This is a genomic window from Lysinibacillus sp. FSL L8-0312, assembly GCF_038003285.1.
GTDB lineage: Bacteria > Bacillota > Bacilli > Bacillales_A > Planococcaceae > Lysinibacillus > Lysinibacillus fusiformis_D.
In genome coordinates this window covers 3,453,585-3,467,790 of sequence record NZ_JBBOOV010000001.1, presented here as the reverse complement: position 1 = coordinate 3,467,790, position 14,206 = coordinate 3,453,585, and the positions used below count along the sequence as shown (strand labels likewise).

General features: G+C 40.1%; 9 protein-coding genes and 1 rRNA gene. 1 reads left to right on the top strand and 9 read right to left on the bottom strand.

Translation table 11 applies throughout. The features are described 5' to 3' along the window. Window positions 1–103: 103 nt before the first annotated feature. From MHI22_RS17400 to hutH, 9 genes are all read right to left on the bottom strand, one after another. Window positions 104–1,655 (bottom strand): 16S ribosomal RNA (locus MHI22_RS17400). Window positions 1,656–2,063: 408 nt separating this feature from the next. Beyond that, on the bottom strand, window positions 2,064–3,917 hold the full coding sequence (locus MHI22_RS17395; protein ID WP_340812721.1) for an SLC13 family permease: 1,854 nt from the start codon (window positions 3,915–3,917) through the stop codon (window positions 2,064–2,066). 164 nt (window positions 3,918–4,081) lie between these two features. Next, on the bottom strand, window positions 4,082–4,696 hold the full coding sequence (gene nadD / locus MHI22_RS17390) for a nicotinate-nucleotide adenylyltransferase (protein ID WP_101967047.1): 615 nt from the start codon (window positions 4,694–4,696) through the stop codon (window positions 4,082–4,084). Between the two features lie 5 nt (window positions 4,697–4,701). Then, entirely contained in the window at window positions 4,702–6,162 is a 1,461-nt protein-coding gene (locus MHI22_RS17385) for a nicotinate phosphoribosyltransferase (RefSeq protein ID WP_036125128.1), read from the bottom strand. A gap of 19 nt (window positions 6,163–6,181) precedes the next feature. After that, on the bottom strand, window positions 6,182–6,736 hold the full coding sequence (locus tag MHI22_RS17380; protein ID WP_036125125.1) for a cysteine hydrolase family protein: 555 nt from the start codon (window positions 6,734–6,736) through the stop codon (window positions 6,182–6,184). 79 nt (window positions 6,737–6,815) lie between these two features. Beyond that, entirely contained in the window at window positions 6,816–7,616 is an 801-nt protein-coding gene (locus MHI22_RS17375) for an NUDIX domain-containing protein (RefSeq protein WP_058844641.1), read from the bottom strand. Window positions 7,617–7,766: 150 nt separating this feature from the next. Then, on the bottom strand, window positions 7,767–9,044 hold the full coding sequence (gene hutI / locus MHI22_RS17370; protein ID WP_058844642.1) for an imidazolonepropionase: 1,278 nt from the start codon (window positions 9,042–9,044) through the stop codon (window positions 7,767–7,769). After that, window positions 9,041–10,711: a urocanate hydratase gene (gene hutU / locus MHI22_RS17365; RefSeq protein WP_340812422.1), complete on the bottom strand. Its 1,671-nt coding sequence runs from the start codon at window positions 10,709–10,711 to the stop codon at window positions 9,041–9,043. The genes hutI and hutU overlap by 4 nt, the downstream gene beginning before the upstream one ends. A 161-nt stretch (window positions 10,712–10,872) precedes the next feature. Further along, window positions 10,873–12,387, bottom strand: a complete 1,515-nt coding sequence (gene hutH / locus MHI22_RS17360) for a histidine ammonia-lyase (protein WP_058844644.1) — start codon at window positions 12,385–12,387, stop codon at window positions 10,873–10,875. A gap of 281 nt (window positions 12,388–12,668) precedes the next feature. Between hutH and MHI22_RS17355 the strand changes: the two genes are divergently transcribed. Next, window positions 12,669–14,123: a helix-turn-helix domain-containing protein gene (locus MHI22_RS17355; protein WP_101967044.1), complete on the top strand. Its 1,455-nt coding sequence runs from the start codon at window positions 12,669–12,671 to the stop codon at window positions 14,121–14,123. Window positions 14,124–14,206: the final 83 nt, after the last annotated feature.

Genomic DNA, 14,206 nt, shown 5'->3' with positions numbered 1-14,206 from the left:
GAACAAGTTTTGAAGCTTTTCATTCAAGAAGAATGAACCTTCAAAACTGAACGCAAAACGTAATCTTACAAACCCTAGGTTTGTATTCCGAAATAATCCTTAGAAAGGAGGTGATCCAGCCGCACCTTCCGATACGGCTACCTTGTTACGACTTCACCCCAATCATCTATCCCACCTTCGGCGGCTGGCTCCAAAAGGTTACCTCACCGACTTCGGGTGTTACAAACTCTCGTGGTGTGACGGGCGGTGTGTACAAGGCCCGGGAACGTATTCACCGCGGCATGCTGATCCGCGATTACTAGCGATTCCGGCTTCATGTAGGCGAGTTGCAGCCTACAATCCGAACTGAGAACGACTTTATCGGATTAGCTCCCTCTCGCGAGTTGGCAACCGTTTGTATCGTCCATTGTAGCACGTGTGTAGCCCAGGTCATAAGGGGCATGATGATTTGACGTCATCCCCACCTTCCTCCGGTTTGTCACCGGCAGTCACCTTAGAGTGCCCAACTAAATGATGGCAACTAAGATCAAGGGTTGCGCTCGTTGCGGGACTTAACCCAACATCTCACGACACGAGCTGACGACAACCATGCACCACCTGTCACCGTTGCCCCCGAAGGGGAAACTATATCTCTACAGTGGTCAACGGGATGTCAAGACCTGGTAAGGTTCTTCGCGTTGCTTCGAATTAAACCACATGCTCCACCGCTTGTGCGGGCCCCCGTCAATTCCTTTGAGTTTCAGTCTTGCGACCGTACTCCCCAGGCGGAGTGCTTAATGCGTTAGCTGCAGCACTAAGGGGCGGAAACCCCCTAACACTTAGCACTCATCGTTTACGGCGTGGACTACCAGGGTATCTAATCCTGTTTGCTCCCCACGCTTTCGCGCCTCAGTGTCAGTTACAGACCAGATAGTCGCCTTCGCCACTGGTGTTCCTCCAAATCTCTACGCATTTCACCGCTACACTTGGAATTCCACTATCCTCTTCTGCACTCAAGTCTCCCAGTTTCCAATGACCCTCCACGGTTGAGCCGTGGGCTTTCACATCAGACTTAAGAAACCACCTGCGCGCGCTTTACGCCCAATAATTCCGGACAACGCTTGCCACCTACGTATTACCGCGGCTGCTGGCACGTAGTTAGCCGTGGCTTTCTAATAAGGTACCGTCAAGGTACAGCCAGTTACTACTGTACTTGTTCTTCCCTTACAACAGAGTTTTACGAACCGAAATCCTTCTTCACTCACGCGGCGTTGCTCCATCAGGCTTTCGCCCATTGTGGAAGATTCCCTACTGCTGCCTCCCGTAGGAGTCTGGGCCGTGTCTCAGTCCCAGTGTGGCCGATCACCCTCTCAGGTCGGCTACGCATCGTCGCCTTGGTGAGCCGTTACCTCACCAACTAGCTAATGCGCCGCGGGCCCATCCTATAGCGACAGCCGAAACCGTCTTTCAGTGTTTCACCATGAGGTGAAACAGATTATTCGGTATTAGCCCCGGTTTCCCGGAGTTATCCCAAACTATAAGGTAGGTTGCCCACGTGTTACTCACCCGTCCGCCGCTAACGTCGAAGGAGCAAGCTCCTTCTCTGTTCGCTCGACTTGCATGTATTAGGCACGCCGCCAGCGTTCGTCCTGAGCCAGGATCAAACTCTCCATAAAAGAAATTTGAATAGCTCAAATTGTTTTGCTGGCATCATTTTGATGTCCAAAATTTTGTTTCGTTCACTAACCGAAGTTAGTTACTGAAAACTTTATTGATTACGTTTTGCTTGTTCAGTTTTCAAGGTTCATGTTTTGCTTTGTTTTAGCGTGTCACCGTGGCGACTTGTATAATACTACACTCTTATTTTTAAAAGGTCAACACTTTTCATGAAAAAAATTTAACTTTTTTCTTGGTAATGAAAAACTTCCTATATATACCCGTAAAAATAATGACAACCTAAAATTCAATTTTCACAAGTGAGTGCCATGTTATACCGCTATCTAAAAAAGAATTTTATCATACTTTTCGATAAAAAATAATAGATCTTTATATAAAATAAAAAACTCGGTATAGAAACCGAGTTTTTAAAACGGGAAAAAGAATGGGATGGCAATCATCATAACGATAAACATAACAATTTGTAATGGTATCCCTATTCTTACAAAATCCATAAATTTATAGCCCCCCGCCGTCATTACTAGCGCATTCGTAGGGGAAGCAATTGGCGTAGCAAATGCCATACTTGCCGCAACCGCTACTGCAATCATAAATGTTGTAGGACTAACTTCCATAGCAATGGCTGCACTCATTGCTATGGGCGCGAACAATACAGCAGTTGCCGTATTACTTATAAATTGACCAAATATAGCTGTTAAAATATAAATACCAATGAGCACGCCATATGGTCCAAAATCACCCAAGGCATTAATAATACCATCCGATAAAATGGCCATGCCTCCAGTTTTTTCTAACGCCGTTGCCATTGGCAACATTGCAGCCACCAGCACAATACTTTCAAAATTCATATTGCTATAGGCATCTTCCATGTTTCGTAAACAGCCTGTTAATATCATCAACACAGCACCAATCATTACTGAGATCACAGCTGGGAAAACTTCGAATGCCATTAAAATAATCATCAACAGCATAATTAAACCGGCAATACCAGCTTTACCTGTAGCGGCTGCCACACTCGCGTGTTCTTTAGGCTGACCGACAACCACGACATCCTGGGTCTCTCTTGCTAACAAGAGAATTTCATCCCATGCTCCCTGTACTAATATGGCATCTCCAAATTTCAATTTATGAGAAACCATATCCTGAAGCTTATAACCACCTCTGCGATTAATGCCAATGATATTTAAATTATATTTTTCCCTAAATCCAAGAGAGCTAACAGTTTCATTAATAAAACTCGAATTAGGTGTCAGCAACACCTCTGCAATACCGAGATGTTTCGATACCAATTCATCAGCTTCTCCTTCCACTAACCCTTGCATCTCAAGATGATAATCCTCAACAAAACGACGAATATCCTCTACTTCTCCTTGAACATACAGCTCGTCCTTGGCATGAATGACACTAGTTGGACCTGCCATTTCCTGATATGTCATCGGCAGTAAATTGATACCCTCCTGTGATTTACGATGAATTTTCATCATACAGAGCGTGTACTTAGCTGGCAGTTTTAACTCTGCTAAAGATGTCTCAATAATCGGTGAGTCTTCAGGAACAGCGATTTTAAATAGACGATTATTTAAATCATATTGCTTAATAATTTTTTTTGGTGAAAGTTTATAGCCTTCATTTGTTTGTGTACGATTTTGATCCTTTGGTAATAGAATATTACGTACAAGCACTAAATAAGTAATTCCAGCAATCATCCCTACAATACCAATAGGGGTCACTTCAAAAAAGCCAAGTTTATTATAGCCTCGATCAACCAATAACTGACTGACAATTAAATTGGTTGGTGACGCAATCAGTGTCATCAGACCAGAAAGACTTGCTACATATGAGAGTGGGAGTAGAAACTTAGACGGACTAACTTTCATACTAATCGCTATACTTACAACGATTGGCATCATTAATGCTACGGTACCAGTATTGCTCATAAAGGCACCAACAGATCCTACAATAATAAGCAGTAGCACAAATAATTTCAGCTCACTATTGCCCGACCATTTAAGTAAGAGTTGCCCTGCCATTCCTGCTAGACCTGTGCGTAATATTCCAGCGCCCACGACAAATAGCCCTGCAATCATTAAAACGACAGAGTTTGAAAAACCAGCTAATGCCTCCGTTGGCGTTAGAATATCCGCAATGACAAATGCTAGAAGTGACACAATCGCTACAAGATCTGCTCGTATTTTATTGGTCACAAATGCAAAAATTGTTGCTCCTAAAATAAGAAATGTTAATGTAAGCTGCACATCCATGAATTCCTTTCTAACATTAATCATTGTAATTATCGTCAGCAAAAAGGGTGTATTCCATTGCTATTTTTATTATAGCTTACCTAGAGCTACATATGATGAAATTCACCATCTTTTCAAAATTAAAAAAAGTGCGGCATCCAACCACACTTAAAAAAATAATTCCACTATTTTTGATAAAGATGATGCTCTTTAATATAGTCGTAACAAGCAGTAGGCAAGAGGTATCTCGGCTCTCCCCCCATCGCAAATTCCTCACGAATATAAGTAGAGCTAATTTCCATCGCTAGCCCTTTATCTATCAGATGGAATCTACCATCATCATTATTTCTTAAAATGGGAGAACGACTAATCGTTGATAGCATATCGATGCCATGTCTAGCCATTACAATAAATTTATTCTCCGCAACTAATGCGTCACCTTTTTTCCACAATCCCGCGCCGATATCCACTAATAAATCAGCGCCCATGATAAAATGCAATTCATCCTCTGGATGTTTTTCTCTAAAGTATTTCATCGTGTCATAAGTATAGATGTTCCAGCCTTCTTGGTCCATCTCATAGGAATCTGCAATAAAACGATCATCCTTAGCAATGGCCAGCTGTAGCATATTCCAACGATGAGTATCTGCTGTTTTTATCGTTTTATCTTTACGTTTGTTTGAACAAGGTAAAAAAATGACTCTATCTAATTTACAGCGGTGTGCGACTGTGCTTGCTGTCCAAAGATGAACATTGGTAATAGGATCAAAGGATGAACCATAAATACCTATTCTCGCCATTGTAACTACCTCCTATCTTGTGAAATTTTTTCTTTTATGTCCTGTATGCTTGCCATTTTATTGTCCCAACATGCTTGACTTAAATCGACAGGATACTCTTCGGGATTCATTGTTCGTTTATATTCACACCACAGTAAATGTAAATTTTCTTTCACATATGCTTGTGTTTCTTGAATTGTAGGTTCCTCATAAACTACTTTTCCGTTTTCTACGATGCTTTCATGTAAATCTTTTGCAAAAAAATTCGTTACAAATTTACTAATATACGTATGAACAGGGTGGAACATTTTCAATCTTTCTTCTTGCTCTATGTTTTCTCCCTCTAATGCAATATAGTCTCCTTCAGCATGACCATTATCCATATTAATAATACGGTAAACACGTTTACGCCCTGGTGTAGTCACTTTTTCAGGATTTGCTGAAATTTTAATGGTATCTACCATATCTCCACTTTCGTTTTCAATTGAAACTAATTTATATACCCCGCCAAGAGCTGCCTGATCATAGGCTGTAATAAGCTTCGTTCCGATTCCCCAAGCGTCAATTTGTGCACCTTGCGACTTTAAATGCATAATTGTATATTCGTCCAAATCATTCGAAGCCATAATTTTTGCTTCTGTAAATCCTGCAGCATCTAGCATTTTTCTTGCCTGTTTTGAAAGATATGCTAGATCACCACTGTCTAAACGAATACCAATAAAATTAATGTGATCTCCTAGCTCCTTTGCTACACGAATCGCATTAGGAACGCCCGAACGTAACGTATCATAGGTATCTACTAAAAATACACAATCTTTATGTGCCGCTGCATATTTTTTAAATGCAGTGTACTCATCCCGATAGGTTTGAATCATTGCATGGGCATGCGTTCCTGACACGGGGATACCGAATAATTTTCCTGCTCTTACATTACTTGTTGAAGAGAATCCACCTATATAGGCAGCACGAGTTCCCCAAATAGCTGCATCAAATTCATGTGCACGTCGAGTACCAAACTCCATCACGACATCCTCACCTGTCACTTGTTTAATGCGTGAAGCCTTTGTCGCAATCAACGTTTGATAGTTCACAATATTTAACAAAGGGGTTTCAATTAATTGGGCTTCTGCCAATGGGGCTTCAATTCGTAGGATAGGCTCATTCGCAAAGACTAGTTCTCCTTCCCTCATCGCCTTAATCGATCCAGTAAACTTAAGCTCCTGTAAATATTGAAGAAATTCCTCTGGATATTTTCCTTCTTCTCGTAAATATTGAATATCACTTTGAGAGAAACCGAAGTTATTAATAAACTCGATAGCTTTTTTTAAGCCTGCAAATACCGCATACCCATTGCCAAATGGAAGGTTTCTAAAATATAGCTCAAAAACAGCTTTGCGTTGATGAGCCCCATCTTGCCAGTAAGTTTGAACCATATTAATTTGATATAGATCTGTGTGTAACATAAAACTATCGTCAGCATATTTCATGTTTTTCCCTCCATTCATGTCAAATCACAGTGGCGCCAAGTGTATGCTCGAAATGTCCTAACGCCCACTCATGGCCTGTTTGATTAAAGGAGGCGACAGCATTCTTATGAACGACGACTTCGAACCCTTTATTATAAGCATCGACTGCTGTATGAAGAACACAGATATCTGTACAAACGCCGATTAAGTGAAGCTCAGTAATGCCTCTTTCACGTAGTTTCAGCTCTAAATCTGTCCCTGCAAAAGCTGAGTAGCGCGTTTTATCAATGTAATAGACATGATCCTGCTCTTTATGTGCTTCGTACAACGGTTTTAAAGCGCCAAATAAATCTCTGCCTTTTGTATTTCGAATATTATGTGGTGGAAATAGCTTTGTTTCTGGATGATAAACATCTCCTCGTTCATGAACATCGATGGCAAACACCGTAAACTCACCATTCAATATAAATTCCTTCGTTAAGCCTACATTTGCTTGCTCAAGCAGCTGGCCAGGCTCTCCACAAGTTAAGGCTCCATCAGATGCAACAAAATCAACTGTATAATCAATATTAATTAATGCTCGCTTTTTCATCATCTCATCACTCCGTTTTTAATTAGTAATAGCTAAATTACAAATTACTACATTTAAAACAATCAGGAAAGACGGATCTTTCCTAATGATAAATGGACTCCACCATTTCAAAATTATTAAATCTATATAGTTGCGAAGGTCTGAATGAATTTCGTTTGGTTTTCTTCGGTTTGCCTTCCTCATCTAATATTTTTTCGATAAAAGGTAATTTGGGTGCTTTTGTAAAGAACACCGAATCATTAGAAATTCGAGGATCTTCCCCAACTGTTAAAAGTACTCGCTGTAATTCTGACAAAGTGAATGCTTGTGGTAAAAAATTTTTAGCAACGGTTGTTTGAATCATATCTCTTTTAATAAAATTCAACGCATCTGTAATAATTTTTCTATGATCGAAGGCTAGTTGAAGTGTAAATACACTTTCTATATCAAACAGTTCTACCTCAGCCGCATCATCATTTGCTTGACGTTGTTCAATATATGTCTCAGGAACAATTGCGTAAAATGCATTTGAGATCATCCAACCACGAGGATCTCGATCGATTTGATCATAAACACCAAAGTGTTGAACATGCAAACCTTCAACATTGGTTTCTTCTTTTAATTCTCGTTTAGCTGCGATATAGGCTGTTTCTTTTTGATCGGCATCTACAAATCCTCCTGGGAGTGCCCATTTCCCTCCTTCAATATTCGGATTTCCATCAGCATCCTTAGCCGCACGCTTAATTAGCATAATCTTAAGCGTCATGTTGGGCGGCGCCTTTTCTTCTGTTTTCTCTGACGTAATTGTAAAAATGGCAATATCTGCGGTATATCCATCAGGTGTTTGATATTTTGAAGAATCATAATGCTCAAGCACTTCTTCCTCAGTACGGAATTTTGTCATTGTATAACCCCTTTAATTGATTACAAGGTTAAGTAATTTGTAATTAAATAATTACTATTTAATTGTATTATAATCTTCCTTCAAGGTAATTGCAACTCAATTTTAAAAAAGCATAAATAAAGCTTCCTCAGCCTTATTTATGCCCATTTTTTATCGATTATTCAACAGAATGCCGTTTTGTACAACAACTTGCCCATTTTTGATAACTGTATGTGTATGGTTCATACCATAGAAATATTGTAACTGCTTATAGTTGGCAACATCTAAAATAAGTACATCCGCTTTTTTATTCGCTTCCAAGGAACCTATTTGTTTGCCTCGATTTAATGCATAAGCTGCATTAATCGTTGTCGCAGTTAACACTTCCTCCAATGTCATTCCCATATGCATACAGGCTAAATTCATAATAAATGGTAAACTCATTGTCGGTGATGATCCCGGGTTAAAATCTGTTGATATTGCTACAGGCACCCCTTCATCAATCATTAGACGTCCTCTTGCATATGGTGCACGTAAAAAGAATGCAGTTCCTGGCAGTAATACAGCAATTGTGCCCGCTTCAGCCATTTTTAGAATTCCTTTATCAGAAGCAACCAGCAAATGCTCTGCCGAAATAGCTCCCACCTCGGCAGCAAGCTCCGCTCCTTGATAAGGCTCGATTTCATCAGCATGTATTTTCGGTGTTAAGCCAAGAGCTTTGCCAGCCTCTAAAATGCGCTGAGATTGCTCTGGTGTAAAGACACCCTTTTCACAAAATACATCATTAAATTCTGCCAGTTTTAGCTCTGCCACCTTGGGCAACATGTCATGGATTACAACATCAACAAATTCATCCTCACGTTCCTTATAGTCGCGTGGTACTGCATGCGCACCCATAAACGTACTAACAATATCAACGTCATGTGTAGCTTGTAATTGTTTCGCTACCTCTAGCTGCTTCTTTTCCGTATCCCAATCCAATCCATAACCTGATTTTGCTTCAACAGTTGTCACACCATGCTTTAAAAATACATCTAAATGCTGCATCGTCTTTTCATATAATTCTTCAAAGCTGGTTTCTCGTGTACGCTTTGTTGTAGCATGAATACCGCCACCTGCGTTCATAATTTCCATATAGGTAGAACCATTAAGTCTCATATTAAATTCTTGTTCACGTGTTCCACCATGCACTAAATGGGTATGACAATCCACTAAACCTGGCATCACAATCTTACCAGTAGCATCAATAATGTCTGCTTTCCTTACTAAATCAGGGAAATCTACTTCCAGTTGTTCAAAAGCTCCAACAGCTACAATACGATCTTCTTCAATTAGTACACAGCCATTTTCTACTACCGCAATTTCCTGCATTTGTTCTTTCGTACGCGGTCCTTGTGCATTACTTCTCAAAGTAATTACTTCATTGGCATTTCTAATTAGAATGGTCACTTCACATCACCCTTTAACATTGGTATATGGACACCTTTGTTTTTTGCCGTATTAATCGCAATCTCATAGCCTGCATCAGCATGACGGGCAACACCCATGCCAGGGTCCGAAATCAATACTCGTGCGATTTTTTCAGCAGCAAGCGCCGATCCATCCGCAACTAGTACTTGACCTGCATGCTGTGAATATCCCATTCCTACACCACCGCCATGATGCACACTCACCCAGCTCGCACCACTAGCAGTATTTACAAGCGCATTTAAAATTGGCCAATCCGATACTGCATCCGAACCATCCATCATCCCTTCTGTTTCACGATTTGGTGATGCGACTGAACCTGAATCTAAATGATCACGCCCAAAGACAATCGGTGCTGACAATTCACCATTCGCAACCATTTCGTTTACCTTTAATGCAAAGCGATGACGATCACCATAGCCTAACCAGCAAATACGAGCTGGTAACCCCTGCCATTTAACCATTTTTTGCGCCATATCAATCCAATTGACTAGACCTTCGTCTTCAGCGAACATCTCTTTCGCAAGTGCATCTGTTTTATAAATATCCTCAGGGTTTCCTGAAAGAGCCGCCCAACGGAATGGTCCCTTTCCTTCACAGAATAGTGGACGAATATAGGCTGGTACAAAGCCCGGGAAATCGAAGGCATTCGTTACACCCATCTCTTTGGCATAGGCACGAATATTATTTCCATAATCAAATACTTCTGCACCTGCATCTTGAAACGCTAGCATTGTACGAACATGCTCTGCCATTGTTTCTTTCGCTTTGTGCTCATACGTTTTAACGTCCGATTTCCGAAGTGCTAATGCTTCTTCAAATGTCATGCCATTTGGTACATAGCCATTAATCGGGTCATGTGCAGATGTTTGATCCGTCACAAAATCCGGAATAATCCCTCGATTTAACAGCTCACGATTGACATCTGCACAATTCCCTACAAGACCAATAGAAGCTGGCTCTTTCTGATTACGTAATTTATCGACTAATGCAATGGCTTCATCCACAGTCTCCACGATGTAATCACAGTATCCTTCTTTTATTTTACGTTCAATGCGGGCACGATCCACTTCAACGACTAAGATTACAGCGCCTGCCATTTTCCCAGCTAACGGCTGTGCACCACTCATACCGCCCATACCACCTGTTAGGATGAATTTACCACGTAAATCCGCAGTGCCAAATACCTTCTTCCCTGCTTCTACGAATGATAAATAAGTTCCCTGTAAAATGCCCTGAGCACCAATATAAATCCAGCTACCCGCAGTCATTTGCCCATACATCATTAAATCTCTGTCCTCTAATTCATAGAAATGATCCCAATTTGCCCATGCAGGTACTAGGTTTGAATTGGCAATTAATACACGGGGAGAATGCTCATGCGTACGGAATACAGCTACTGGCTTCCCTGATTGAATCAGCAGTGTTTCATCATTCTCTAATTCTTTTAAAGAAGCAATAATTTGTTCATAGCTTTCCCAGTTACGAGCAACCTTTCCAATACCACCGTACACAATCAGCTCATCTGGGTTCTCAGCCACCTCTGGGTCTAGATTGTTCATTAACATACGCATTGCCGCTTCCTGTGTCCATCCCTTACATGTTAGTTCACTTCCACGTGGTGCACGAATATCTGTTTTGAATACCATAAAAACACGCTCCTTTTCATAAAAATACTATTAGTTTGAAAGTGTAGATACTAAAATAAAGACTGAATATTCAGACTTAAAAGCATATAATTATATCCAAAGCAGAGGTGACTCGGATTAACGAGTCTTGCCTCAGCCTTTGCTATTTCATTCAACCCTATTTACACATACTCATTTACTAGATCATTACTTGCTAGTAAGTATTTCGCCAATGCTTCAATTTCGTCACCAATTGGTTGATCCGCTAATAAAGGTGGACAGAATTCACGCACTTTCTCTAAGAATTTACGTGTTGTTGGAGATAATTGCTCTTCCGCCTTATCTAAATGGATTGCCTGAGAAGCACAAATTAATTCTATTGCGATAACGCGAGCCGCATTGTGAACAATCTGACGTACTTGACGGGCCGATGTTGTTCCCATACTTACATGGTCCTCTTGGTTACCTGATGTAGGAATAGAATCCACACTAGAAGGATGAGCTAATACTTTATTTTCTGAGACAATAGAAGCTGCTGTATATTGTGCAATCATTAGTCCACATTCAATCCCAGGGTTTGTTGCCAAGAACGGCGGTAATCCTTCGTTAAGATGTGGATTTACCATACGTTCTGTACGACGTTCTGAAATATTAGCCCATTCACTTACACCAATCTTCAAAAAGTCCATTGCCAAGGCAATTGGCTGACCATGGAAATGACCACCCGATAGTACCTCACCACTTTCTAAAACAATCGGATTATCTGTAGTCGCGTTCATTTCAGTTTGAACACGATTCTCCGCGTAGAAAAAGGACTGCCAAGAAGCACCGTGTACTTGCGGAATACAGCGTAGCGAGTAAGCATCCTGCATGCGAATTTCGCCTTGCTTTGTGACACGTTTACTACCATCAAGCCACTTACGAATACGTCCCCCCACCAGTTCTAATTCTGGATGTGGCCTTACTGCTAATAGCGCTGGATCAAATGCTGACGTAATGCCCTTTAAAGCTTCTAGCGTCAAGCTTGCCGCCATATCCGCCGCAAGTCCAATTCGTTCAGCTTCATTGACTGTTAATACACCAATTCCTGTCATAGCTTGCGTACCATTAACAAGTGCCAGCCCCTCTTTAGCTTGAAGTCGAACTGGTGTTAACTCCGCTCGTTGTAGCGCCTCGCTTCCACTCATAACTTCTCCGTTAAACTCCGCCTTACCTTCTCCCACTAGCACTAATGCCAAATGCGATAATGGCGCCAAATCGCCGCTTGCTCCCACCGAACCTTGTGACGGAACAATCGGATGCACTCCTTTATTAATAAACTCCAATAACAGCTGTACGGTTTCCTCACGAATGCCAGAAAATCCTCTAGCTAAAGCATTGGCACGTAACACCATCATTGCACGTACAACATCAGTAGGGAACGGTTCACCAACACCCGTTGCATCAGATCGTAATAAATTCAGCTGCAATAGCTCAATATCCTCTTGCTCAATTTTTATATTGCTGAGTTGCCCAAAGCCTGTATTCACTCCATAAATCGTTTGTCCTTCAGCTAAGCGTTTCTCGATACGCTCTCTACTTAAACGAATACGTTGTAAACTATTAACAGAAAGTGCAACTGTTGCTTGCCCCTTAACGATTTCCTCAATTTGTTGTCTTGTTAATGTATTGCCATCAAGCTCGATGATCGATTTCACATGACATCCTCCTATTCCCTATCTAACTATGTAAATAAAAACTCCTCATTTATTGGTCGTAATATTAAAAACTTCAGCATTAAATTCCATTTAAGCGTTTTCATTGTACAAGTGGTTTCTGCTGATGATTTATTACTCTATTTACATTGTACTCACTACTTTTTTCAGAATATAGAGAATTTTAAAAGAGAAAAGAAGATTTTTTTCAGATTCCTATGTTATTTTTAATAATATAATCGTATTTTTATATGAAACTGGAATATTTTATAGGAGTTGATGTAATGAAGCTATTATTAATTGATCGTGATCCTACCGACTTGGCAGGCATAAAGTGGTTTTTACATACCTATTTCCCTGGAGACGTCTTCATTGAAATGTGCACAAGTATTTCAGAGGTGCCCCAAAGAATTCGATTATTTGAACCGGACGCCATTCTGTTAAATATCGATCTATTTCCTAATAATCGCTTAACGGCTCTTTATCGGGATTTACAAAAGCTATCTGGTGCCATTCTTGCAATGACGACAGAACCTTTATTTAAAAATGCATTGAAGGCAATAGATTTACAAGTGGCCCATCTCTTTGTAAAACCCATTGATTTAGAATTATTAAAACAAAAGCTCACAACCATTTCTCTTCGCACACCACAGGTCACGGAATATGCACAGGAGACTACAAATGATTCCTTTTATTATCAATTATTTTTAGATAACAAATCTAGTTCAATTGAGACGACCATACATTTCACAATGATGGAGCCAGAACATATCGAAACTTTTAATAAGCTTTACAATTGGCTACAACAAACACCTATCCACTTCCATATGAAAACCTACCCTCTGTCCAATACAATTGTATGCCTTTTTCAAACAAGTGACATAAAGATGGTAGAAAAGGATGTCCGTGCACTTATGATGGAATGGCGGTTAATTAGTAATAGTTCTTTAAATATTGGCATTTATGATGGGCCACCGACAACCATCAAAAACATGTATACATTAACAAAGCGCGCACTACATCAAAGCTTTTACGAAGGCTTTGGTCATATTTTTTATGCAAGCAAACAAATTGAAACACAGCCCTTTGATCCCTTATTAACACCAGAAGAGCAACAATTGCTAATCAGTAGTTTGGAAGACGGAAACCTTGAAGCCGTTAAAACATTTTTATACCAGCTATCTAATGAGGGAATATATTATGAGCAAGATGATCTACGTATTCATTTAACAAGTGTTCTAGCACAAATTCGACGCTTTATGTTGAAATATAAATTACACGAAAAAGCAGTTATCGAGCAAAGCTATCGTCAGCTATTTCACTTAATCATTGAACATCCTATATTTTATACAATTCTCAATGGCATTATTTCTTTCACACAAACATTAATTGAATTAGCGCGGGAAGCTCGAATGGAGAAACGAGCCGATTATGTTGAACTAGCTTTAGAAATAATTGATCAACAATTTAATGATAGCTCCTTGTCCCTGCCCTTCGTCGCCCATAAGCTCGGAATCAGCCCAAATTATTTGAGTACCATTTTCTCAAAGAAGCAAGGCTTACCATTTAAACGCTATTTACAGCAAATAAGAATTCATCATGCTACTAACATGCTGCTAGAAACGGATTTTTCCATTAGTGAAATTGCCCATTTAAACGGTTTTGATGATCCTAATTATTTCATTAAAATATTTAAACAACAAATCGGCATAACGCCTAATCGATATCGAAAAAACTAAAAGATAATTGATTGAAATAATTTTCAATTAGTCCATTTTATTTTCAATAAAGGTTTTTACAATGTAGTCATTATCTTAAAATT